21 protein-coding genes are annotated in these 22,960 nt (G+C 72.9%); 14 read left to right on the forward strand and 7 right to left on the reverse strand.

Annotated features, from left to right (window positions below):
- The first annotated feature begins 105 nt into the window (after positions 1-105).
- Positions 106-2,997, forward strand: a complete 2,892-nt coding sequence (locus CLV56_RS02650) for a tetratricopeptide repeat protein (protein WP_039348728.1) — start codon at positions 106-108, stop codon at positions 2,995-2,997.
- 19 nt (positions 2,998-3,016) lie between these two features.
- Here the strand turns inward: CLV56_RS02650 and CLV56_RS02655 are convergent, their stop codons facing one another.
- The 3 genes from CLV56_RS02655 to CLV56_RS02665 are packed head-to-tail and all read right to left on the reverse strand — an operon-like array spanning position 3,017 to position 7,235.
- Positions 3,017-4,942, reverse strand: a complete 1,926-nt coding sequence (locus CLV56_RS02655; protein ID WP_039348727.1) for an ABC transporter ATP-binding protein — start codon at positions 4,940-4,942, stop codon at positions 3,017-3,019.
- Positions 4,939-6,672, reverse strand: a complete 1,734-nt coding sequence (locus CLV56_RS02660) for an ABC transporter ATP-binding protein (protein WP_039348725.1) — start codon at positions 6,670-6,672, stop codon at positions 4,939-4,941. The genes CLV56_RS02655 and CLV56_RS02660 overlap by 4 nt, the downstream gene beginning before the upstream one ends.
- Before the next feature lie 32 nt (positions 6,673-6,704).
- Positions 6,705-7,235: a gluconokinase gene (locus CLV56_RS02665; protein ID WP_039348723.1), complete on the reverse strand. Its 531-nt coding sequence runs from the start codon at positions 7,233-7,235 to the stop codon at positions 6,705-6,707.
- A gap of 129 nt (positions 7,236-7,364) precedes the next feature.
- Here CLV56_RS02665 and CLV56_RS20785 point away from each other — a divergent pair, with 129 nt between their 5' ends.
- Genes CLV56_RS20785 through CLV56_RS02725 form a run of 12 tightly spaced genes read left to right on the forward strand, consistent with a single transcriptional unit; the run spans position 7,365 to position 18,490 of the window.
- A complete protein-coding gene (locus CLV56_RS20785; RefSeq protein ID WP_100414346.1) occupies positions 7,365-8,660 on the forward strand; it encodes a DUF4437 domain-containing protein in 1,296 nt (431 codons plus the stop codon).
- Positions 8,657-9,394 carry a hypothetical protein gene (locus CLV56_RS02675; RefSeq protein WP_211287959.1) on the forward strand — a complete coding sequence of 246 codons (738 nt, stop codon included), beginning with the start codon at positions 8,657-8,659 and terminating at the stop codon, positions 9,392-9,394. The genes CLV56_RS20785 and CLV56_RS02675 overlap by 4 nt, the downstream gene beginning before the upstream one ends.
- 20 nt (positions 9,395-9,414) lie before the next feature.
- On the forward strand, positions 9,415-9,939 hold the full coding sequence (locus CLV56_RS02680; RefSeq protein WP_039348720.1) for a MaoC family dehydratase: 525 nt from the start codon (positions 9,415-9,417) through the stop codon (positions 9,937-9,939).
- Positions 9,936-10,976, forward strand: coding sequence for an LLM class flavin-dependent oxidoreductase (locus CLV56_RS02685; protein ID WP_245857552.1), 1,041 nt, complete (start codon positions 9,936-9,938; stop codon positions 10,974-10,976). Before CLV56_RS02680 ends, CLV56_RS02685 begins: the two co-directional genes overlap by 4 nt.
- Positions 10,973-12,208: a CaiB/BaiF CoA transferase family protein gene (locus CLV56_RS02690; protein ID WP_039348716.1), complete on the forward strand. Its 1,236-nt coding sequence runs from the start codon at positions 10,973-10,975 to the stop codon at positions 12,206-12,208. The genes CLV56_RS02685 and CLV56_RS02690 overlap by 4 nt, the downstream gene beginning before the upstream one ends.
- A 1-nt stretch (position 12,209) precedes the next feature.
- Entirely contained in the window at positions 12,210-13,607 is a 1,398-nt protein-coding gene (locus CLV56_RS02695; RefSeq protein ID WP_039348713.1) for an MmgE/PrpD family protein, read from the forward strand.
- Positions 13,604-14,827, forward strand: a complete 1,224-nt coding sequence (locus CLV56_RS02700) for a RidA family protein (RefSeq protein ID WP_100414347.1) — start codon at positions 13,604-13,606, stop codon at positions 14,825-14,827. Before CLV56_RS02695 ends, CLV56_RS02700 begins: the two co-directional genes overlap by 4 nt.
- A 1-nt stretch (position 14,828) precedes the next feature.
- Complete coding sequence (locus CLV56_RS02705) at positions 14,829-15,329, forward strand: FAS1-like dehydratase domain-containing protein (RefSeq protein WP_039348711.1); 501 nt, start codon at positions 14,829-14,831, stop codon at positions 15,327-15,329.
- The gene (locus tag CLV56_RS02710; protein ID WP_039348709.1) at positions 15,326-15,763 is read left to right on the forward strand and encodes a MaoC/PaaZ C-terminal domain-containing protein; all 438 of its coding nucleotides are present in this window, start codon (positions 15,326-15,328) and stop codon (positions 15,761-15,763) included. The genes CLV56_RS02705 and CLV56_RS02710 overlap by 4 nt, the downstream gene beginning before the upstream one ends.
- The gene (locus CLV56_RS02715; RefSeq protein ID WP_039348706.1) at positions 15,760-16,905 is read left to right on the forward strand and encodes an acetyl-CoA acetyltransferase; all 1,146 of its coding nucleotides are present in this window, start codon (positions 15,760-15,762) and stop codon (positions 16,903-16,905) included. The genes CLV56_RS02710 and CLV56_RS02715 overlap by 4 nt, the downstream gene beginning before the upstream one ends.
- A complete protein-coding gene (locus tag CLV56_RS02720) occupies positions 16,902-17,342 on the forward strand; it encodes a Zn-ribbon domain-containing OB-fold protein (RefSeq protein ID WP_100414348.1) in 441 nt (146 codons plus the stop codon). The genes CLV56_RS02715 and CLV56_RS02720 overlap by 4 nt, the downstream gene beginning before the upstream one ends.
- The gene (locus CLV56_RS02725) at positions 17,333-18,490 is read left to right on the forward strand and encodes an acyl-CoA dehydrogenase family protein (protein ID WP_039348705.1); all 1,158 of its coding nucleotides are present in this window, start codon (positions 17,333-17,335) and stop codon (positions 18,488-18,490) included. The genes CLV56_RS02720 and CLV56_RS02725 overlap by 10 nt, the downstream gene beginning before the upstream one ends.
- A gap of 11 nt (positions 18,491-18,501) precedes the next feature.
- Here the strand turns inward: CLV56_RS02725 and CLV56_RS02730 are convergent, their stop codons facing one another.
- On the reverse strand, positions 18,502-19,386 hold the full coding sequence (locus tag CLV56_RS02730; protein WP_039349010.1) for an HpcH/HpaI aldolase/citrate lyase family protein: 885 nt from the start codon (positions 19,384-19,386) through the stop codon (positions 18,502-18,504).
- Positions 19,387-19,470: 84 nt separating this feature from the next.
- Positions 19,471-20,277: an IclR family transcriptional regulator gene (locus CLV56_RS02735; protein WP_245857554.1), complete on the reverse strand. Its 807-nt coding sequence runs from the start codon at positions 20,275-20,277 to the stop codon at positions 19,471-19,473.
- A 142-nt stretch (positions 20,278-20,419) separates the two neighbouring features.
- Between CLV56_RS02735 and CLV56_RS02740 the strand changes: the two genes are divergently transcribed.
- A complete protein-coding gene (locus CLV56_RS02740) occupies positions 20,420-21,973 on the forward strand; it encodes a class I adenylate-forming enzyme family protein (protein WP_039348703.1) in 1,554 nt (517 codons plus the stop codon).
- Here CLV56_RS02740 and CLV56_RS02745 read toward each other — a convergent pair.
- Both CLV56_RS02745 and CLV56_RS02750 read right to left on the reverse strand, forming a co-directional pair.
- Entirely contained in the window at positions 21,948-22,640 is a 693-nt protein-coding gene (locus CLV56_RS02745; protein WP_039348701.1) for an alpha/beta fold hydrolase, read from the reverse strand. The genes CLV56_RS02740 and CLV56_RS02745 overlap by 26 nt on opposite strands.
- Positions 22,637-22,954 (reverse strand): antibiotic biosynthesis monooxygenase family protein, encoded by a 318-nt coding sequence (locus CLV56_RS02750; protein ID WP_039348698.1) that lies wholly within the window; start codon positions 22,952-22,954, stop codon positions 22,637-22,639. The genes CLV56_RS02745 and CLV56_RS02750 overlap by 4 nt, the downstream gene beginning before the upstream one ends.
- Between the last annotated feature and the right edge of the window lie 6 nt (positions 22,955-22,960).

Below are 22,960 nucleotides of genomic sequence, written 5' to 3' on the forward strand. Positions count from 1 at the left end.
GCGGATGACACCGGTCGTCCTCGCGAACGACGACACCGCCGTCGCCTCACGCCACGCTGGTGCGGCGAGCGTTCGTGCTCGCCGACACGGAGGTGGCACGGTTCCATGACGCGCACGCACCGGCGCTCACGCGCGGCTACGACCTCGGCTCTCGTCCTCGCGCTGGCTGCGGCGCTGCTGCTGGGCTCGGCCGCCACAGCAGCACCTGCGCGGCCGGGCCCGGCGGACGCCGTCGCCGGTGCAGGGCCGACCACCGGCGGCGCCGAGGCCTGGTCGGCCGCACGCACCCGCGGGTCCCTGAGCATCCGGGCGAGCGACCGTACGCCGACCGTCGGCGTCGCGTTCACGCTCCGCTCGACCGTGACACCACGGGTCCGCGGACGGCGTGTGCTGGTCGACCGGCGGGTCGGAGAGCGCTGGGTCCGCGTCGGCCGCGCCCGCACGAACAGCCGTGGACTCGCGACGCTGCGCACGACACTGCGCTCGGTGGGGGCGACCCGGCTGCGGGCGACCGCTGTCGCGTACCGCGGCCAGCCCCGTCGCCGCGCCACCACGTCGGTCACCGTCGTGAGGGCCCGCAGCACGGTGGCGGCCACCGTCCCCGCCGGCCCGTGGACGGTCGGGCGCAGGATCACCGTGGCCGCCACGGTCTCTCCGCGTACCGCGGGCCGCCGGGTCTGGCTCGAGCGCCGCTCCGGGACCCGGTGGTCGCGGGTCTCGCCCGTCGTCACCACCGGGTCCACCGGGAAGGCGAGCATCGGGTGGACCCCGCCCGGCGCAGGCACCCACGCGTACCGGATCGGCCTGGCGGCCACGTCGACGCGCGCGGGTGGCACCAGTGCAGCCCTCACCCGCCAGACCAAGGCGACCGGCGCTCCGCTGACCGTCGAGGCCCCACCGAGGGTGGTCACCGGGTCCGTCTTCGAGGTCGTGTTCGCGGTGGGCCGGGAAGGCTCCCCGACCTCCGGCACGCTCACCGTGCAGGTGCCGACCTCGGGCAGCGAGGTGACGCCTCCGCACGACCTGGACACCGATCCGGACTCCGGGATCGCGAGCGCGCCGGTCCCGACGGTGGAGGCTGGGTCGACCCGCGCCTACCGGCTGCGGTGGCGCGCACCCTCCACGCCGACGACCCTGACCCTCGACGCCACGATCGCCGGCGTCACGGTGCCCGCTGCCGTGCAGGTGGTCGCCGAGCCCGCCGGCGGCGGACGGTTCGGCGACGGGCTGCACATGGCCCGCGAGCTCCGCGGCGCTCCCACGGAGCCCGAGGCCGTGAGCCCGTACGGATGCACCATCCCCGGCAGCACCGCGAGCATCCCGTCCTTCGCCCAGGCGATCGACACCGCCCAGGCCTGGGTCGACGACGCGATCGTCTCCGAGCACGCCGAGGCCTGGGCCGACGAGCCCGCGCTCACCGAGCCCGAGCTGATCGACGAGGTCGTGCTGGCCGCGCTCGCCGACAAGCGCCCGGGTGCTGCGCTGGCGGCGTCGCTGCGCGGGCACGCGCTCGATCCGAGCGACCCGATCGCGCTGTCGAACGCCGCCGTGGCCGCGAACATGCTCAACCGCCCGGAGTGGGCGATCGCGTTCCTGCGGCACGCCGGGACGCTCGGTCCCGCACCGTCGGTCGGCGTCGACTCCGAGGCGGTCCGCCTGGTCAACCTCGGCCACGCCTACGGGCTGATGCAACGCTGGAACGACGCCGAAGCGACCGTGCGACAGGCGCTGCTCGTCGCCCCCGACAGCCCGCACGTCCACCAGCAGCTCGCCCGGATCCACCAGTGCCAGCGGGATCGCGAGGCGTCGCTGCCGCACGCCAAGCGCGCCCTGCGCATCGACGAAGGACCGGACGACGTCGAGCCGGGTGAGTTCGACTACCCGCTGTCGTTCCTCGACACGACACGCCTGCTCGACACGTCGATGGTCGGCGAGCCGCCCGGCCTGGTGCTCCCGACCCTGCCGGACACGGCGTCGGAGCTCGCCTCGATGAGCGGGTACGAGAGCTACTACCGCACCCACCTGCAGCGCCTCCAGGCCGAGTGGACCGCCCTCAATCAGCAAGCAAGCACGCTGAGAGGTCAGGTCTACGCGCGGCTCGCGTCGGCCGACCCGGCCGAGGCGCGCGTCACCCGGGACCTGATCCATCGAGCGTCTGCTGCCCACGTGACCGAGGCAACCGTCCGGGACGCCTACGACGACTGGTGGGAGGCGAACGACCGGATCCTGCGCCTCAACAGCTGCCACGGGCAGTTCCAGGAGCTCACGGTCTGCCGCTACAGCGCGGTCGACCCTCCCCAGGTGTGCTCGATCCTCGCCACCGGCTTCTACCAGGCGTGGTCGACGCGCTTCTACGCCGCCGTCGACGCGACGGTGGCGTACCACGAGGAGCGCTGGCGGGTCGCCACCGCGGCCCGTGCCGCACTGTCCGACCCGACCGCCCGCCAGGCCGCCGGCCTCACGATCCAGGCCAACGACGTCTGGCTGATGATCAACCTGCTGACTGCCATCGATACCCTCGGCGGCCACCACTCGATGCAGAGCTGCTTCGACGCGCCGCCGCCGCCGCCCGACCTCGAGGAGGAACCAGGGGCCGAGACGGACGATCCTGACGCGTTCTGCGAGGCCGGCTCGCTGGAGTCGAAGTTCGCCTTCGAGGTCGACCTCAAGGTCGCCAAGGTCAAGTCGAGCTGCGAGAAGGCCTCCATGGAGGTGGCTGGCGGGGTCCGGTTCCTGGAGGCGTTCGCGCGGGTCGAGCAGCTCTACGGGACCGAGTCGACGACGACCGTCTTCGTCGGCACGAAGGCGGTGCTCCCCTACGTCGGGTCGTTCGACAGCGCGTTCTACGTCGAGTTCGACGGCCGCGGCCGGATCGCGGACCTGGGGATCGAGGTCGGGCCCGAGCTCGAGGCCGGGAAGTACGTCCTCGTGAACTTCGGGAGCGACAAGATCCGGATGAGCGCGATGAGCATCTTCGGCGACCCCGGCGGGGTCTGACCCCCAGCTCGACCCGGCCTCAGATCGTCGCGCCGGCGAACTGCGCGGCGTACAGCCGGGCGTACGCCCCGCCGGCCTCGATCAGCTCGTCGTGCGTGCCCTGCTCGACGATGTGCCCGTGCTCCATCACGACGATCCGGCTCGCGTCGCGGATCGTCGAGAGCCGGTGGGCGATCACGAAGCTGGTGCGGCCGCGCCGCAGCTCCTCCATCGCCTGCTGGACCAGCGCCTCGGTGCGCGTGTCGACGGAGCTGGTGGCCTCGTCGAGCACGAGGATCGACGGGTTCGCGAGGAACGCCCGGGCGATCGTGAGCAGCTGGCGCTGCCCGGCGCTCAGGTTGCTGCCCTCGTCGTCGACCACGGTGTCGTAGCCGTCGGGGAGGGTGCGGACGAAGTGGTCGACGTACGCGGTGGTGGCCGCGGCGACGATCTCGTCCTCGGACGCCCCCTCGCGCCCGTACGCGATGTTGTCCCGGATTGTCCCGCCGAACAGCCAGGCGTCCTGGAGCACCACGCCGAAGTTCGCACGCAGCACGTCGCGGTCCATCGCGCGGACGTCGACCCCGTCGAGGGTGATCCGGCCCGCGTCGACGTCGTAGAAGCGCAGCGCGAGGTTCGTCAGGGTCGTCTTGCCGGCCCCGGTCGGTCCGACGATCGCGATCGTCTGGCCGGGCTCGGCGACCAGGTCGAGGTGCTCGATCAGCGGCTCGTCGGGCTTGTACGAGAAGGAGACGTCCTCGAACGCGACCCGTCCCTGCACGAGCGTCGGTGCCAGGGCCTCGGACAGGTCGGGGACCTCGTTCTCCTCGTCGAGCAGGTCGAAGACGCGCTCGGCGGAGGCGACCCCGGACTGGAGCAGGTTGATCATCGACGCGACCTGGGTGAGCGGCTGGGTGAACTGGCGCGAGTACTGGACGAAGGCCTGCACGTCGCCGACCGAGATCGCGCCCGAGGCGACCCGCAGCGCGCCGATCACCGCGATCACCACGTAGTTCAGGTTGGAGACGAACATCATCACCGGCTGGATGATCCCGGAGACGAACTGCGCCCGGAAGCTCGCGCCGAAGACGCGGTCGTTCGCCTCGTCGAAGGTGACCTTGGCCTGCTCCTGCCGGCCGAAGACCTTGACCACCTCGTGGCCGGTGAAGTTCTCCTCGATGTGCCCGTTGAGGACGCCGGTCGACTTCCACTGCTCGACGAACTGCGGTTGCGACCGCTTGGCGATCGCCGCCGCGACGAACCCGGCGACCGGGACGGTGACGATCGCGACCAGCGTCAGCATCGGTGAGATCGTCAGCATCATCACGAGCACACCGACGATCGTGAGCAGCGAGGTGACCAGCTGGCTCATCGTCTGCTGGAGCGACTGTGCGACGTTGTCGAGGTCGTTGGTGACGCGCGAGAGGATCTCGCCGCGCGAGCGGGTGTCGAACGACGCCAGCGGCAGTCGGGCGATCTTGTCCTCGACCTCGCTGCGCAGGCCTGCGACCGTGCGCTGGACGAGCCGGGTGGTCAGGACGCCCTGGACGAACATGAAGATCGAGGCGAGCAGGTAGATCGCGATCACGCCGAGCAGCACCTGCCCGAGCGCGTCGAAGTCGATCCCCTGGCCCGGGGTGATGTCCATCGCCCCGACCATGTCGGCCACCTGCCCGTCGCCGGAGGCGCGCAGCTGATCGACGGCCTGCTCCTTGGTCACGCCTTCGGGCAGCTGCGACGCGACGAACCCGGAGAACACGATGTCGGTGGCGTGCCCGAGCACCTTGGGACCGACGACGCTGAGGCCGACCCCGATGGTGCCGAGCACCATGACGCCGATCACCGACGCCCGGTCCACGAGCAGGGTGGCGAACAGCCGCTTCGCCGAGCCTCGGAAGTCCTCGGCGCGGCGCGGGGGCCCCGCCTGGCCGCCGTGGCCCAGGGGGCCCGGCCCTCGGCCGCTCATGCCGCCTCCTCCTCGCTCAGCTGGGACAGGACGATCTCGCGGTAGGTCTCGCACGACTCCATCAGCTCGTGGTGCCGGCCGGTCCCGACCGCCCGGCCTTCGTCGAGCACGACGATCCGGTCGGCGTCGCGGATCGTGCTGACCCGCTGGGCGACGACGATCACGGCGGCGTCGGCCGTCGCGGCCCGCAACGCCCGCCGCAGCGCCGCATCGGTGGCGAAGTCGAGCGCCGAGAACGAGTCGTCGAAGAGGAGGATCCGCGGTCGGGCCACGATCGCGCGGGCGATCGCGAGCCGCTGGCGCTGTCCGCCGGAGAGGTTCGCGCCGCCCTGCGAGACAGAGGCGTCGAGCCCCTGCGGCATCGCCTCGACGAAGTCGCGGGCCTGGGCGATCTCGAGCGCTTCCCACAGCGCCTCGTCGGACGCGTCGGGGTCGCCCATGCGGAGGTTCGAGGCGACCGTGCCGCCGAACAGGAAGGCCTTCTGCGGGACGAGACCCATCGACGACCACACGGTCGTCAGGGTCCGCTCACGGACGTCGACCCCGTCGAGCAGCACCTGTCCCCCGGTGACGTCGAACAAGCGGGGCACGAGGTTCAGCAGGGTCGACTTGCCGGAGCCGGTCGACCCGATGATCGCGGTGGTCTCCCCCGGTCGCGCGACCAGGTCGACGCCTCGGAGCACCGGCTCCTCCGCGTCCGGGTAGGAGAAGGTGACGTCGCGCAGGTCGACGGTCCCGGTGGTGACGGGCACGTCGACGGCGTCGGCGGCGTCGGTCACGCTCGGATCCGTCGCGAGCACCTCGTGGATGCGCTCGGCGGAGACCTCGGCGCGCGGGAGCAGCACGAACAGGAACGTCGCCATCATCACGGCCATGAGGATCTGGACCAGGTAGGTCAGGTACGCGGAGAGCGTGCCGACCTCGAGCGTGCCGTCGGCGACGCGATGCCCGCCGAACCAGATCACCGCGACGCTCGAGACGTTCATCACGAGCATCACGGTCGGGAACATCAGCGACATCCACTGCCCCGCACGGACCGCGACCTGGCGGTAGTCGTCGTTGGCCACCTCGAACCGGCGACGCTCGTAGTCGGTCTTCACGAACGCCCGGATCACCTGGATGCCCATGATCTGCTCGCGCAGCACCCGGTTGATCGCGTCGATCCGGGTCTGCATCTTCCGGAAGTGCGGTCGCATCCGGCTGATGATGAACGCGACCGCAGCCACGAGGACCGGGACCGCGACCGCGATCAGCCACGACAGCCCGAGGTCCTGACGCATCGCCATGATGATGCCGCCGATCCCCATGATCGGCGCCGCGATCAGCATCGCGAAGAACATGAAGGTGACGAGCTGGACCTGCTGGACGTCGTTGGTCGTCCGCGTGATCAGCGTCGGCGCTCCGAACCGCCCGACCTCCTCGGCGGCGAACGTCTGGACCCGGTCGAAGGTCGCCTTGCGCAGGTCGCGCCCGAATGCCATCGCGGTCCGGGCGCCGTAGTAGACGGCCACGATCGCGGCGACCACCTGGAGCGCCGTGACGGCGATCATGACGGCGCCGATCCGCAGGATGTAGCCGGTGTCGCCGGTGACGATCCCGTTGTCGATGATGTCCGCGTTCAGCCCCGGGAGGTAGAGGTTCGCCAGCGCCTGGACGGCCTGGAAGGCGACGACGACGGCGATCGCACCCGCGTACGGGCGCAGGTAGGTCCGCGCAAGGGTGAGGAGCACGGGAGGAAACCTACCCCCACGCTGGTTGCGAATCACACCGAATTCGCGGGCCCACCTCCGCCCTCGGACCGGCGGAGGAAGGTGTCGACGACCTCGCTGGGCGCGCCCCCTGCGTCGACGGTGAGACCGGGCTCGTCCGGCGCGAGCGGCTCGAGGGTCGCCAGCTGGGAGTCGAGCAGCGCCGGAGGCATGAAGTGCTCGCGCGTCCGCATGCGCTCGAGCAGCACGTCCCGGGACGCCTGCAGCGAGAGGAACACGCAGTCCGGCGCGGCGGCGCGCAGCCGGTCGCGGTAGCGGCGCCGCAGCGCGGAACAGCTGACCACGGCTCCGGAGCCGACGTGGTCGGCGAGCCATGCGCCGACCGTGTCGAGCCACGGCTCCCGCTCGGCATCCGTCAGCGGCCGCCCGGCCGCCATCGCCGCGACGTTCTCCGGCGGGTGGAAGTCGTCGCCGTCGGCGTACGGGACCCCGAGGCGCGTGGCGAGAGCCTGCCCGACCGTCGACTTCCCGACCCCGGAGACGCCCATGACGACCACGAGCGGTGCCGGTCGTACGGGATCCATCGCCCACCTCCTCGCGCCCACCCTCGCAGTCCCGCCGGATCTTGCAAGGGAGATCCCCGGGAACCCTGGTCACGGAGGCCTTGAATAGATATCGTATATTCTCGTATCCGCTCAGCATCAGGAGGCACCGTGCGACCCCACGTCGAGCTCATCCAGGAAGACGACTACGTCTGGCACGCCGCTGAGCTGCCCACCGGCGAGGGGCGGGCCAGCGAGCGACGGCTGTCGGTCGACGAGGAGGACGGCTCCTCCTCGCTGCGCGTCGACTTCCACACCGACTGGGGCCGCAGCCCGGGCATCCACCACGCGAACACCGAGTACTACGTGCTCGACGGCGAGATCGACTACGGCGGACGCAGGATCGGCAAGGGCGGGTACGTCTACGCCCCGAAGGGCGTGCCGACGGACTACCTCCGCATCGCCGAGGGGACCCGCCTGCTGCACTACCGCGAGTACGGAGACGCCGGCTTCGACCCGATCGACTCGGTCGCCTCGGCGAAGCGCTGGGACGACGCGCGCGAGGACGTCATCGTCATCGACTCCGAGGCGATGCCGTGGGACGCCGTGCCCAACCCCGGGCCGATGCCCGGCCTCTTCATCAAGTACCTGCACGTCGACCCGACGACCGGCTTCTACACCAGGCTCGTGCACGCGCAGGAGGGCTGGGCGGACCACCGCCTCGCGCACCACCCGTGCTACGAGGAGGCGTACACGACCGAGGGCCACATGGAGTACAACTTCGGCACCCTCGACCTCGGCACCTACTTCTTCCGCCCGGCGCGGGTCAAGCACGGGCACTTCACGACGATGGAGGGCGGCGCGACCTGGCTGCTGCGCTCCGACGGCGAGCTCGCCAACTGGTACACCCAGAACGAGTGGGTGATGTGGGGCGGCGAGGGCGTGAACTACGGCCCCGAGGGTCTCGACGACAGCCCGCACCCCGCGCTCCGCTGGGCCCACTCCACGCACGCGATGGCGCAGCCGTGGCGCACCGACGAGGACATGCGTCAGCTGCAGGCGTCCTGGCAGTTCCAGAAGGACCAGGACCGGTTCGACGCCCCGGTGACGCACCACGGCTCGGGGACCGACCCGGCCGCGGTCGCGATCGCGAAGGCGATGGACGCCTACAACCTCCAGGGCGGCCACGACGGCCACGGGCACAGCCACGACCACGACCACGACCACGACCACGACCACGAGCACGAGCACGAGCACGAGCACAGCCACGAGCGCGAAGTCATCAATCTCGACTTCGGCTGGTTCGGCCGCAGCACCGAGCACGCGGACGAGCGCACCGACGACCAGGCGCACAGCTGGGGCGCGGGTCGTCCGTGGAAGGCCGGCGACCCGATCCCCGCCCCGATCCTTTCGTCGCTGCCGGTGCGCAGCCGCTCGCGCGGCCGCTGGGACGGGGACGGGATGTGACCACCACGCTCGCGGCCGTCGAGGCGGTGCACGGGGTCAACGCCTACAGCCTCGCGATCCTGCTGCACATCCTCCTGTTCGTCTACTGGCTCGGCGGAGATCTCGGCGTCTACTACTCCAGCCGGTTCATCCTGCGGGACGACCTCGCCCCGCAGGCCCGCGCCACCGCGCTGAAGATCATGCACGGCGTCGACCTGGCCCCACGGATCTGCCTCGTGCTGTTCCTGCCGAGCGGGGTCACCCTGATGGCGGCCGGTCCGCTCGGCGACGAGTTCTTCGTCGGCCCGGTCCTGCTGACGCTGCTGTGGATCGCGTCGGGGGTGTGGCTCGCGATGGCCGTCTACGACTACACCCGCGGCGCGACCCGGTTCGGCCGGACGGTGCAGCGGCTCGACCTCGCGGTGCGGTACGGCCTGGTGGCCGTGCTGCTCGCGATCGCCGGCTACACGATGATCGCGACCGACCCGTTCGGCGTCGACACGAACCCGAGGTGGCTCGGCGCGAAGCTCGGCGCGTACGCGCTGTGCATCCTCGCCGGCGTCCTGATCAGGTGGCGGCTGCGCGGCTTCGGACCCGCCTTCGGCCGACTCATGGCGACCGGCTCGACGCCGCAGGTCGAGCACGACATCCGGTCGTCGCTGCGCAGCTGCGAACCCTACGTCTACAGCATCTGGGCCCTGGTGCTGCTCGCCGCCGTCCTCGGCGTCGTGAAGCCCGGATCGACCGCATTCTGACCCACGAACGGACGGACACGATGACCATCAAGCAGGGCTGGACCGGTCGCTTCTACGAGGACTTCGAGGTCGGCGACGTCTACCGCCACCCGCTCGGCCGGACGGTCACCGAGACCGACAACACGTGGTTCTCGCTGCTGACGATGAACACGAACCAGATGCACTTCAACACCGAGTACGCCGCGAGGTCGGAGTTCTCCAAGCCGCTGGTGGTCTCGACCCTGACGGTCGCGATCGCGGTGGGCCAGAGCGTCACCGACATCACCCAGAACGCGTTCGCGAACCTCGGCTGGGACGAGATCCGGATGACGCACCCGGTCTTCGCCGGCGACACGCTGTTCAGCGAGTCGATGGTGCTCGAGAAGCGCGAGTCGGCGAGCCGCCCGCACGCGGGCATCGTCACCGTCCGCACCCGCACGCTGAACCAGGACGGCGACGAGGTCTGCTCCTTCAAGCGGACCTTCTACGTCTACCGGCGCGGCGCCGAGCAGGTCGAGGACACCTTCCCCACCCCGAAGCATCCGCTGTCGGCCGAGGGTGCGTGAGCACGGTGCGGATCGGCTACGCGCCGTGGGGCGAGACGCTCGAGGAGGTCGCTGACGCCGCCCGGCGCGCGGAGGCGGCGGGGGCAAAGGTGATCTGGGTCCCCGAGCTGCACCGCAGCGCGACCGTGACCGCCGCCGCGGTCGCGGCGGCGACCACGACGGCACGCGTCGGCACCGCCATCGCGCTGGCGTTCACCCGCAGCCCCATGGTGACGGCGCTCGAGGCGATGGACCTCGACGAGCTCGCCGACGGCCGGTTCGTGCTCGGGCTCGGCTCGGGCGTGCAGCGGCTGAACGAGGACTGGCACCACGCCCGCTGGGGCAAGCCGGTCGCCCACCTCGACGAGACCGTCCGCGCGATCCGCACGTTCGTCGCCGAATGCACCACCGGGGAGCCGATCGAGCTCGACGGCGCGCACGAGCCCATGCGCATCCGCGGCTACCAGCGCCCGTACGCCGTCCGTCGCCCGGCGATCCCGGTCTACCTCGCCGCGATGGGCCCCGCGATGACCCGGCTCGCGGGTCGGGTGGGCGACGGCTGGATCAGCCACGAGCTGTGCTCACCGGCGTACCTGGAGAAGCGGATCCTGCCCGAGCTCGAGACCGGGCTCGAGCAGGCGGGGCGTGCTCGCACGGAGCTCGACGTCGTGGTGTCCGCCTGCTGCAGCGTCGACGACGACGCGGCCACGGCCCGACGACGCGTGGCCGCCACCGTCGGGTTCTACGCCAGCGTCCGGACGTACGCCGAGTTCTTCGCCTTCCACGGGCTGGCCGCGCAGCAGGAGCAGGTCCGCGAGGCGTTCCGCGGCGGGCGCGGCGCCGACCACCTCGCCGACGCCGTCGACGACACGATGGTCGACTGCCTGACCCTGGCGGGCGACCCGGACGCGGTCGCCGGGCGGCTGGCCGCGTACGAGGGCCTGGCCGACTCGGTCAAGCTCAGCCCGCCGACCCACGGGATCGACGCCGCGCAGACCCGTGCGGCGCAGGACTCGATCATCGCGCTCGTCGCCACGCTCACCGGAGGTCACGCATGAAGCCCCTCGAGGACGTCCGCATCGTCGCCGTCGAGCAGTACGGCGCCGGCCCGTTCGGGAGCGTCCACCTCGCCGACCTCGGCGCCGAGGTGATCAAGATCGAGGACCCGCGGGTCGGCGGCGACGTCGGGCGGTACGTCCCGCCGTACGCGCAGGACGAGGACTCGCTGTTCTTCGAGACCTTCAACCGCAACAAGCGCAGCCTCAGCCTCGACCTGTCGACCGAGGCCGGCCGATCGGTCTTCGAGGACCTGGTGCGGGTCTCCGACGTCGTCTACTCCAACCTCCGCGGCGACGTGCCCGCCAAGATGCGGATCACCTACGCCGACCTGGCGCACCTCAACCCCGCGATCGTGTGCTGCTCGCTGACCGGCTTCGGGATGACCGGGCCGCGCAGCACCGAGCCGGGCTACGACTACGTCCTCCAGGGGCTGGCGGGCTGGATGGACCTGACCGGGGAGCCCGACGGACCGCCCACGAAGTCCGGGCTCTCGCTGGTCGACTTCTCCGGCGGGTACGTCGCCGCGCTGTCGATGCTCGCGGCGCTGCACGCGGCCCGGCGTGACGGTGTCGGGACCGACTGTGACGTGAGCCTGTACGACACCGCGGTCTCGATGCTCACCTATCCGGCGACCTGGCACCTCAACGCCGGCTACGAGCCCGAGCGCACCCGGCACTCCGCGCACCCGTCGCTGGTCCCGTTCCAGGCGTTCGAGGCCTCCGACGGCTGGCTCGTGGTGGGGTGCGCGAAGGAGAAGTTCTGGGCGCGACTCGCCGTGGTCGTCGGGCACCCCGAGTGGGCCGAGCAGCCGTCGCCGTACGCCGACTTCTCCGGTCGCCAGGAGAACCGGGTCGAGCTGCTGGCCCAGCTCGAGGCGATCTTCGCCGAGCGCACCGTGGCCGAGTGGCTCGCGGTGCTCTACCCCGCCTCGATCCCGTGCGGGCCGGTCAACGACGTGCCGCAGGCGCTGCGCGAGGAGCACACCGCGGCCCGCGGGCTGGTGGTCGAGACCGAGCACCCGCGGTACGGGACGCTGCGTCAGGTCGCGTCGCCGGTCCGGGTGGGGTCGGAGCCCCCGACGTACCGCCGAGCGCCGCGCCGCAACGAGGACGCCGACCACGTGCTGGGCTCGATCGCCGGCTACGACGCGGAGCGGATCGCCTCGCTCGCCGACGCGGGCGCGTTCGGCACGGAACCGGATCGCACGGCCCCGGAACGTACGGGGGCCTGAGGTGATCGCCGAGCAGCTCGCCGCCTGGGTGGTCGAGGCCGCCGAGATCCCCGACGACGTCACCGCGACCACGCTCGCGCACGTCCTCGACGGGCTCGGGACCGCGGTCGGCGCGCGGCGGCTCGACGCGTGCGGGCCGACGCTGACGGTGGCACGTGGCCTCGGCGGGCCGGCGGAGGCGACGCTGCTGGGCGAGGCGACCCGCGTCGGCGCCCCGGCGGCGGCCCTGGCGAGCGGCGTGATGGTGCACGCGCTCGACTTCGACGACACCCACGCGGGCGGCCTGGTGCACCCGACCGCGGTCGCGCTGCCCGCGGCGCTCGCGGTCGGCGAGCAGGTCGGTGCGACGGGTCGCGAGGTGCTCGACGCGGTGACGGTCGGGCTGGAGGTGGCGTGCCGGATCGGCGCGGCGGCGCCGCACGCCTTCCACCGGCGCGGGCTCCACGCCACGATGGTCGCCGGCGTGTTCGCCTCGGCGGCGGTCGCAGCCCGACTGTCCGGGCTCGATGCGACCACCACGACCGATGCGCTCGGCATCGCCGGCAGCCAGGCCGGTGGTCTGCTCGCGTTCCTCGGGACCGGGGCCAGCACGAAGCAGCTGCACCCCGGGCTCGCGTCGCACGCCGGGATCCTCGCGGCCCGCCTGGCGGCGGCCGGCGCGAGCGGGCCGGCGACGGTGCTCGACGGGCCGCACGGCCTGTACGACGCGCTGGCCGACACGACCGCCCGCCCGTCGCAGGTGGTCGAGGGTCTCGGCGAGTGCTGGGAGGTCCGCTCGATCGGGTTCAAGCCGTGGCCGACCTGCCAGCTCGCGCACGCCACGATGGCCGCGGCGCAGGCAGGGCTGTTCGCCGCCGGCGTCGCGGGGTCGCGGGTCCGGGCGGTGCACGCGCGGGTGCACCCCGACTCGGCGTCCGTCGTGTGCGCCCCCGACCGCGACCTGGCGGCGCCCGCCAGCCCGTACGCGGCGAAGTTCTCGCTGCCGTGGAGCGTCGCGGCGCTGGTCCTCGACGGCCGGCTCGGCACCGACACGTACTCCGAGACCGCGCTCGAGCGTGCCGACGCGCGCGCCCTGGCCGCGGCGGTGACGTGGGAGGTCGACGCCGCGGCGGTCGGGCACGCGGCCGACGCACCCGGCGACGTCCGCCTGCGCCTCGACGACGGCAGGACGCTGCACGGCCGCGTCGAGCGCAGCCCCGGGAGCGACGGCGCGCTGCCGGCGCGCGACCTGCACGCCAAGCTGCGCGGCAACGCCGGCCCGCGGGCCGACGAGGTCGCCGCCGCCGTCGCCGCGCTCCCCCTGGCGCCCGACCTGCGAGGGCTGCTCCGTGCCGTCGCCCGTGCCGTCGAGGCGCCCGACGAGATCCCGACCCCCGACCGCCAGGAGGCCGACGCATGACCGTGACCGACATCCGCCCCGACGACTTCGGCTGGCTGCCCGCCGACGGGTTCACCTTCAGCCTGGGTCTGGCCGAGCGGGGGCACGCGTGGACCTCGGGGCACACCGCGGCGGCGATGGATGCCGCGATCGGCAAGATGACCGTGTCGGGCTCGATGGTCGAGCAGGCCGGCACCGCGTACCGCAAGGTGCTGACCATCATCGAGGCGGCAGGACTCGGCGCGCACGAGGTCACGCACGTGACCGAGTACGTGACGATCGCGGGCCTGGCCGAGTACGACCAGGCCGCGGGCGTGCGCGACGAGGTGCTCGGCCTCCACGGCGGCGGTGACGCCGGTCCGACGATCAGCACCGTGGTCGTCGACCGGCTGGTCCGCTCGGCGGCTCTGCTCGAGGTCGAGATCCGGGCGTCGTCGGGCGCCGGCGTCGTGCTGGCCGCGAGCGAGCGGCGCCAGGCGGGCACCTGGATCGCGTCGCCGGTCACCGAAGGCCACGACGGCACCGTGCACCTGCCGACGTTGGTGCCGCTCGACGCGTCGGGCGAGGTCGTGGCTCCTGGCGACTTCACGGGCCAGTACCGCTACTGCCTCGAGCGCGCGGGGGCGCTGCTGGAGCAGGCCGGGCTCAGCCTGGACGCGGCGGTGACGACCTACGACTACTCGACCCCCGCCACCCGCGGTGAGTACCGCCGCACCCACCGGGTCCGCACGGAGCTCCTCGGCGGCGCCGGCGTCTACCCGGGTGCCGGCGGGATCCTGATGAGCCGGCTGCACCACCCCGACCAGCTGGTCGCGATCGACGTGACCGCGTCGCGGCACCCGCTGGAGCTGGTCAACCCCGGCTGGGAGCGCTACGACACGCTCACCTACGCACCGGGCGTCCGGGCGGGTCGCACGCTGTTCATGTCCGGCTTCGCGGCGCTCGACATGGAGACGCAGGAGGCGCTGCACCCCGGCGACCTCGCCGCGCAGGCCGAGACCACGTACGGCGCGGTGCTGCAGCTGCTCGCGCACGCCGGGCTCGGGCCGCAGCACCTGACCAGCACGATCGAGTTCTGCGTCGAGCGGGCGCTGGGCGACTACAAGGTCGTCGCCGACGTCCGCGAGCGGCTGCTCGCGCCGCCGTGGCCGGCCTCGACCGGCGCGATCTGCGCCGACCTGCTGCGCCCCGAGTTCCTGCTCGAGGTCTTCCCGACCGCCCGCTACCCCGAGGGGGCCTGACGTGAGCCTGCTGACCGACGAGCTGCGCGCGATGATCGGCACGACCCGCACGTACACGGCCCCGGAGCCGCTCGGCGCGGCCGCCGGGCGCTACTTCGCGCTCGCCGTCGGCGATGCCAACCCGCTCTACACCGACGACGCGTTCGCCCGCGAGCACGGCCTCGCCGGGGTGACCGCGCCGCCGACCCTGATCTGCGAGACCAACCAGTACGCGGGCCTGCCCCCCGACGCGGAGGGGTACGCCGGCCACACCTGGGGTCTGGAGCTCCCCGGCACGCGTCAGGTCCGAGGCGGCAACCGCTACACGTTCGGGCGGCGGACCCGTCCTGACGACGTCGTCACGGCGACCTGGCGGATTACCGACGTGGCCGAGAAGTCCACCCGCTCCGGCGCGGACATGCTCGTGGTCTCGTCGACGGCCACCTACACGGCCTCGGGCGGCGACCTGCTCGCCGAGAACGCCGAGACGCTGATCTTCGTCGCGCTGGAGCCGAGCGCATGAGCGGCCCCGAGGTCGGCACCCCGATGCCGCCGCTGGAGCGCACGATCACGCTGACCGACATGGTCGCGTACGCCGGGGCGACCTGGGACTGGCACCGGCTGCACTACGACACCGCGTACACCGCGTCGAAGGGCCTGCCCGGTCCGATCGTCGACGGCCAGGTCTTCGGTGCCTACCTCGTGCAGGCGCTCCAGGACTGGCTCGGCCCGGACTGCTTCGTGCGCAGCCTCGAGATCGGGTACCGCGCGCTGGTCTTCGCCGGCGAGACGATCCGCTGCACGGGCGAGGTCACCGAGTCCGCACCCGATCGCGTCGCGCTCACCCTGCGCGTCGAGGTGGTCGGTGCGGGCGGGACGGCGGAGCGGACCGCCGTCGCGCCCGCGTCCGCCGTGGTGCTGCTGGGCTCGGCCGAGGGTCCCGGGGGCACGCCATGAGCGGCGTCGCGATCGTCGGTGCGGCCGAGTGCGACCTCGGCGTCACCGGCCGGTCGGTCCTCGGGCTCCAGACCCAGGCGATCACCCGCGCCCTCGACGACGCGGGGCTCACCCTGGCCGACGTCGACGGCCTCGCGGCCACCGGGGTGTCGCGGTTCTCGGTGACGCAGCTCGCCGACTACCTCGGCGTGCAGCCCCGATGGGGCGACTCCACGTTCGCGGGTGGCTCGGCCTTCGAGATGTTCGTCGCCCGCGCGGCGCAGGCGATCGAGGCGGGCCAGGCCGAGGTCGTGGTGATCTCGTTCGCCTCCAACCAGCGCTCGGCCCGCTCGCGCAGCCTGGCCGGGGCGAGCGACCAGCACACGCTCGAGGCGCAGTTCGAGTCGCCGTACGACCCGCTCTACCCGCTGTCGTACTACGCGATGGCCGCACGCGCGTACCTCCACCGCGCGGGGCGTGACCGCGCCGCGCTGGCCGAGATCGCCGTCGCGGCGCGCGCGTGGGCCCTCCTCAACCCGGCGGCGTACCGCCACGAGGCCGGGCCGCTGACCATAGCCGACGTGCTCGACGCGCCGATGATCTCCAGCCCGCTCACCGCCGCGGACTGCTGCCTGGTCACCGACGGCGGCGGCGCCGTCGTCGTCACCTCCGCCGAGCGGGCCCGTGACCTGCCCAGGCCGCCCGTGCACGTCCTGGGCTACGGGGAGCGGACCACGAACACCTCGATGACCACGCGCCCGGTGATCACCGAGACCGGGGCGTCCGGCGCCGCCGCCGATGCCCTCGCGGCCGCCGACCTGGCGATCGCGGACATCGACGTGCTCGAGCTGTACGACTCGTTCACGATCACGGTCGCGCTGACCCTGGAGGAGCTCGGGCTCTGCGGCCGCGGCGAGGCGCTCGACCTGGTCGCGGACGGCGCGATCCGTCCCGGCGGCGCTCTGCCCCTCAACACCTCCGGCGGCGGGCTCTCGTACTGCCACCCGGGCCAGATGGGCATCCTCCTCCTCGTCGAGGCCGTCCGGCAGCTGCGCGGCGAGGCGGGCGCCCGCCAGGTCCCCGGCGCCCGGACCGCCCTCGTGCACGGCACCGGCGGGATCCTCTCCACCCACGCCACGGTCGTGCTGGGAGCCGACCGATGACCGCATCCGTCGTACCGCCGCCGGACGAGACCACGGCGCCGTGGTGGGACGCGACGCGCCGGGGTGTGCTGCTCGTCCAGACCTGCGACTGCGGCCACCGCCAGCACCCGCCGCGTGCGCTGTGCACCGGCTGCGGCCGCACCGACCGGCTCGGCTGGACCGAGTCCGACGGACGCGGCGTGGTCGACACGTTCACGGTCGTGCACCGCGCGCCCCGCGCCGACCTGGACGTCCCGTACGTCGTGGCCCGCGTCCGGCTCGACGGCGGCGTCGTCCTGCTGACCCGGCTGGAGGGGCGCGACGACCCGGAGTCCTGGCGGATCGGGGACCCGGTCGCGCTCGCGTGGGCCGACCTGCCCGACGGACGCGCGCTGCCGGTCGCCGTCCCCGCCCCCGCCCGAGAAGCAGGCCCGAGAGAAGGATCGCCATGGACCTGACCGCAGACCAGCAGGACTTCCGCGACCTCCTGCGCAGCTTCGTCGACCGCGAGATCGTGCCGGTCGCCCGGGAGTGGGAGCAGTCGGGGCGCTACCCGACCGAGATCGTCGCCGGGCTCGGCCGGATGGGGCTGTTCGGGATCACCGTGCCGGAGGAGTACGGCGGCCTGGACCTCGACCCGGTCTCGTTCGCGCTGGTCTTCGAGGAGATCGCCCGCGGCTGGATGGGGATCGCCGGCATCCTGGGCAGCCACTCGCTGGCGTGCCGGATGATCGCGACCCACGGCACCGACGAGCAGAAGCAGCGCTATCTCCCCGACCTCGCGACCGGGCAGCGCCGGACGGGCATCGGCCTGACCGAGCCCGACGCGGGCACCGACCTCCAGGGCATCCGGACGACGGCGCGGCGCGACGGCGACCACTACGTGGTGTCCGGGACGAAGACGTGGATCACGAACGCCCGGCACGCGGACCCGCTGCCGGTTCTGGTGAAGACGGACCCGTCCGCGACGCCGGCGCACCGCGGGATGAGCGTGCTGCTGGTCGAGGCGGACACGCCCGGGTTCACCGTCACGCGGGACATCGCGAAGCTCGGCTACAAGGGCACCGAGTCCTGCGAGGTCGTCCTCGACGAGGCCACGGTCCCGGTCTCGGCGTTGCTGGGCGGTGTCGAGGGCCGCGGCATGCAGCAGGTGCTCTCGGCACTGGAGTGGGGCCGGGTCAACATCGCGTCCCGCTCGGTCGGGATCGCCCAGCGGGCGCTCGACGAGGCGCTGGCGTACGCACGCCAGCGGCAGGCGTTCGGGCGGCCGATCGCCGAGTTCCAGGCCGTGCAGCTCACGCTCGCCACGATCGGGACCCGGCTCCAGGCGGCGCGGCTGATGGCCTGGTGGGCCGCCGACGCGGTCCGACGCGGCCGGGCCGACGGCGAGACCGGGATGGCGAAGATCTTCTGCTCCGAGGTCGCGCTCGACGCGGCGATCGACGCGATGAAGGTGCACGGCGGCTACGGGTACTCGACCGAGTTCGAGGTCGAGCGGCTCTACCGCGACGCGATCCTGATGAGCATCGGCGAGGGCACGAACGACGTGCTGCGCACGGTGGTGGCGCGCTCGCTCGTCGACGGGACGACGGTGGTGGGGAGATGAGCCCGCCCGGCTCAGCGCGCGAGCGCCACCAGGTTGCGGGCCCGGCGGACCACGGCCTCGTCGATCATCCGCCCGTCGGGTCCCACGATCACGCCCTGGCCGGCCTCGACCGCGCGGTCGAAGGTGGCGATCAGCGCGCGGGCCGCGGCGAGGCGCTGCTCGCTCGGGGTGAACACGTCGTTGACGACCGAGACCTGGGCGGGGTGGATGCACGCCCGGCCGACGTAGCCGCGCCGCGCCAGCGCTCGCGTGCTCGCCGCGAGCGCGTCGAGATCGCGGAAGTCCGTCGAGACCGGCGCGACGGGGGCGCTGATCCCCGCAGCAGCGCTCGTCACCACGATCTGGCTGCGGATCGGCGCCCAGTCGGCGTCGTCGGCGTCCTCGCCGAACCCCAGGTCCGCGGCCAGGTCGGCCTCCCCCACCTGCAGCCGCACGACCCTCGGACCGGCCGCGATCGCGGGCGCCCGCAGCAGCGCGGCCGCGGACTCGAGCAGGGGCACGACCCCGATCGAGCCGCTCGGGAGGCCGCGGCGTTGCTCCGCATCGGTGAGGACCGCGTCGAGCGCGTCGATCTCCTCACGGGTCTCGGTCTTGGCCAGCATCACGCCCGCGACGCGCGGAGCCGCGACGGCGGCCGCGTCGACCAGACCCGGCTCGCCGGCGTTCAGCCGGACCCAGATCTCGACGTCCGGCGGACCGGCCGGCCGCCGGTCGACGTCGCTCCTTCCGTCCAGGCCCTCCAGCCAGGCGACGACGTCCGCACGCGCTCCGTCCTTCGCGGGGAAGGGGACGGCGTCCTCCAGGTCGACGATGACCGCGTCGGCACCGCGCTGCAGGACCTTGGCGAGCTTGTCGCCCGCCGTCGCCGGGACGTAGAGGTACGAACGAGCGACCACGGCGCGACCTCCGAATACGAAACGCTGTTTCGCTTGACCGTAGACCGGCTGCCCGACCTCCGTCAACGCGGCGCGGTCGTCACGTCAGCCCGTCCACCCCGCGGCGTGGGACAACCGGCGGGTGACCTCGAGCAGCACCTCTCGACACGCGTCGACCTCGGACTCGAACCGCTCGGCGGGCCCGCAGACGCTGACCACCGCCAGGGGCAGGCCGTCGTGGCCGAGGACCGGGGACGCGACCGACGCGGCCCCGTCGAGGCGCTCTCCGCGCGAGTGCGCCCACCCCTGGTCATGGATCGCGGCCAGGTCGGTCCGCAGCTCGTCGGGGTCGACCAGGGTGGCACCGGTGACCGCCCTCAGCGGCCCGCTCGACAGGTAGGCCCCGCGGCGCTCCTCGGGCAGGAAGGCCAGCAGCGCCCGGGAGGACGCGCCCGCGTGCAGCGGGTACGGGACGGCGAGCGAGACGGTCATCATCACCTCGCGGTCCGGCGTCACCTGCTCGACGTACATCCGGCTGTCGGTCCCGTGCAGGACCGACAGCGTCGCGGTCTCCCCGGTCCGCTCGGACAGCTCCTTCAGCAGCGGCCGAGCGGTCCGACGGATGTCGATCCGCTCGAGCGAGACGACCCCCAGCCGCACCGCGGCGGGACCGAGCGCGTACCGCCGGGTCTGCTCGTCCAGGACCACGAGGTCGCGGCTGCGCAGCGACGCCAGGATCCGGTGGACGGCCGCCTTGGGCAACGACAGGGCGGACGCGATCTCGGTGACGCCGAGGTCGGCCTCGGAGCTCGCGGCGAGCTGGAGCAGCACGTCGGCCGCCCGCTCCACCGCGGTGATGGTCCCCGCAGGTGCAGCCGCGTCCACGGTCGCGTCGCTCCTCGGCTCCGCCACGGCCCCTCCTCGCGCTTGCTCCCCGACTCCGCGCTCGGAGCCGGCGAACACCGTTCTCCCACGAAGCCGCGTCCGAGGCAAGACGCCTCGCGACCACGGACCGCCGTACCGTCCCCGACCCGACGACGCACGAGGTGATCCCATGACCCTGACCGCTCTCGGAGCTTCCCTCAACATCGCCAACGGCGTGCGCGAGTTCGCGCGGGCCACCCCCCGCGCCACAGCCGTCGTCGACGGCGAGCGCACCTGGACGTACGCACGGCTCGCGGAGCGCTCCGCTCGCTGGGCGAACGCCCTGATCGACCTCGGACTCGCGGACGGCGCCCACGTCGCGGTGTGCGTGGGCAACCGCGGCGAGCACCTGGAGGTCGCCTGCGGCACCGCCATGGCCGCCATGACGACGGTGCCGGTGAACCCGCGCTACACCGCGACCGAGGCCGGGTACGTGATCGAGCACTCCGAGACGGCGGCGGTCGTGGTGGAGGCCGCTCTCCTCGACGTCGTCACCCCGGCCGCGAGCGCGCGCGGGATCCCGATGATCGTGATCGGCGACGGCGCCCCTGGCAGGACCGTCGACGGCGGAGTCGTGCAAGACTACGAGACGGTGCTGGCGGCGGCCTCACCCCTCGACCCGCACCGCCCGGTCGAGGAGTCCGACCCGTTCTCGATCGCGTACACGTCCGGCACCACCGGGCGGCCGAAGGGCGTGATGATCAGCCACCGGTCGCGGACCCTCACCTTCTACCAGGCGGCCGCCGAGTGGGGCCTCGGCAACGGCCGGGTCTCGCTCGCGGTGGCACCCCTCTACCACGGCGCGGGCTTCGCGTTCGGCTACGCACCGGTGTTCACCGGCGGGACGGTGGTCATGCTGCGCGCGTGGTCGCCCGAGGCGATGCTCGACCTGACCGAGCGGCACGGCGTGCAGTCGGTCTTCCTGGTGCCGGCCCACGCGCAGATGCTCCGCTCCCTCGGCGAGGAGGCGATCGCAGCGCGGGACCTGAGCCGGCTCGACACGCTCTACTTCAACGCCGCGGCGTTGCCGTGGGGGCTCAAGCAGTGGGTGATGGCGACGTTCCCCGGCGTCGCCGTGCACGAGCTCTACGGTTCGACCGAGAGCGGGATCATCTCCAACCTCCGCCCCCCGGACGCGGCACGCAAGCCCGGCTCGGTCGGCCTGCCCTGGTACATGACCGAGACGCGCGTGATCGGTCACGACGGCGCCGAGGTCGGCCCGGGCGGCACCGGCGAGCTGTTCAGCCGGTCGCCGTACCTGATGCGCGGCTACTTCAAGGACCCCGACGCGACGGCGGCGTGCACGACCGAGGACGGGTTCGTCACCTGCGGCGACCTGGTCCGGCTGGACGAGGAGGGCTACCTGCACATCGTCGGGCGCACCAAGGACATGATCGTCTCCGGCGGCGTCAACGTGTACCCGCGCGAGATCGAGGACGTCCTCGCCACCCACCCGGACGTGATGGAGGCGTGCGTCCTCGGCGTGGAGTCGCGGACGTGGGGCGAGGAGGTGGCGGCGGTGGTCGTGATGGCGCCGGGCCGCGAGCTCGACACCGACGCGCTGGACGCGCACTGCCGCACCTCGCTCGCCGGGTTCAAGGTCCCACGCCGCTGGTCGACCATCGAGGCTCTTCCCCGCAACGCCGCGGGCAAGGTCGTCAAGCGGGACGTTCCACTGCCGTGAGCAGGACGTCGGCCACGAGACGCGGAGCCGTCAGCGGCGCGTCGTGGCCGGCGTCGAGCGTGCGGTAGCCGATCCCACGCTCGTCCAGCCGCGTGCGCGTCACCTCCGACGGGTAGCCGGCCGGGGTGTCCGCGCAGAACACGTACGAGGCCGGAACCGCCCGCTCCGCCGTGACGACGACCCGGTCGAGCGACGGCGCGAACGGTGTGGGGGTGAGCCGGCCCGCCATCCACGCGGCGAGCTCGTCGTCGACGTCACCGCCCGGCTCGGGCGGACGGGCCGGGACCAGCGCATCGCGCCCGGGCAGCGCGAACCCGGGCGGCGGCGGGGTGAGGTCGATCGCACGCTCACCGGGATCCGGGACCGCCGCGTCGAGGTAGACGACCTGCGCGATCCGCTCCGGCGCCGCCGCGACCAGCGCGCGGACGACGACCCCGCCCTGGCTGTGCGCGACCGCGACGACCTCGGTCAGGTCCTCTGTGTCGAGCAGGCCGGCGAGCTGGTCCACCCAGGTCGCCAGGCCGGCGACGGGCTCACCGACCCGCTCGCCGGCACCGACCAGGCTCGGGGCGTACACGTCGTGCCCGGCGGCGACGAGGTGCGGACGCACGCGCCGCCACGCCCAGCCCCCACGGAACGCCCCGTGCACGAGCAGGAAGGTCGTCATCGCGGGTCGGGCTCGTCGAGGACGACCTCGAGGTACTCGCGCGGGTACGACTCGTACGGCCGCAGGTGCTCGTACATCGCCTCGAGGTGCGCGGTGTAGTCGGGGTGCCGGGTGCAGGCCTCGTAGTCCTCGACCGTGTCGAAGAAGCGCAGGTGGGTGAAGTGGGTGCGGTCCTCCACCCCGCGGACCAGGCGGCGCCCCCGGTAGCCGGGGTGGTCGGCGAAGAACCGGCCGAACGCGCCGGACAGCGCGACGTAGGCCTCCGCGTGCTCCTCACCCGGTCGGGTCCAGGCCTGACTGACGACGACGATCATGCGGTG

The organism is Mumia flava (assembly GCF_002797495.1).
In the GTDB taxonomy this organism is placed as follows: Bacteria; Actinomycetota; Actinomycetes; order Propionibacteriales; family Nocardioidaceae; genus Mumia; species Mumia flava.

Excerpts from the sequence above, each read along its gene's own strand:
- CLV56_RS02650 (WP_039348728.1), top strand. The coding sequence starts at position 106 with ATGACGCGCACGCACCGGCGCTCACGCGCGGCTACGACCTCGGCTCTC.
- CLV56_RS02655 (WP_039348727.1), bottom strand. The coding sequence starts at position 4,942 with ATGAGCGGCCGAGGGCCGGGCCCCCTGGGCCACGGCGGCCAGGCGGGG.
- CLV56_RS02665 (WP_039348723.1), bottom strand. The coding sequence starts at position 7,235 with ATGGATCCCGTACGACCGGCACCGCTCGTGGTCGTCATGGGCGTCTCC.
- CLV56_RS02680 (WP_039348720.1), top strand. The coding sequence starts at position 9,415 with ATGACCATCAAGCAGGGCTGGACCGGTCGCTTCTACGAGGACTTCGAG.
- CLV56_RS02690 (WP_039348716.1), top strand. The coding sequence starts at position 10,973 with ATGAAGCCCCTCGAGGACGTCCGCATCGTCGCCGTCGAGCAGTACGGC.
- CLV56_RS02700 (WP_100414347.1), top strand. The coding sequence starts at position 13,604 with ATGACCGTGACCGACATCCGCCCCGACGACTTCGGCTGGCTGCCCGCC.
- CLV56_RS02710 (WP_039348709.1), top strand. The coding sequence starts at position 15,326 with ATGAGCGGCCCCGAGGTCGGCACCCCGATGCCGCCGCTGGAGCGCACG.
- CLV56_RS02715 (WP_039348706.1), top strand. The coding sequence starts at position 15,760 with ATGAGCGGCGTCGCGATCGTCGGTGCGGCCGAGTGCGACCTCGGCGTC.
- CLV56_RS02720 (WP_100414348.1), top strand. The coding sequence starts at position 16,902 with ATGACCGCATCCGTCGTACCGCCGCCGGACGAGACCACGGCGCCGTGG.
- CLV56_RS02725 (WP_039348705.1), top strand. The coding sequence starts at position 17,333 with ATGGACCTGACCGCAGACCAGCAGGACTTCCGCGACCTCCTGCGCAGC.
- CLV56_RS02740 (WP_039348703.1), top strand. The coding sequence starts at position 20,420 with ATGACCCTGACCGCTCTCGGAGCTTCCCTCAACATCGCCAACGGCGTG.
- CLV56_RS02745 (WP_039348701.1), bottom strand. The coding sequence starts at position 22,640 with ATGACGACCTTCCTGCTCGTGCACGGGGCGTTCCGTGGGGGCTGGGCG.
- CLV56_RS02750 (WP_039348698.1), bottom strand. The coding sequence starts at position 22,954 with ATGATCGTCGTCGTCAGTCAGGCCTGGACCCGACCGGGTGAGGAGCAC.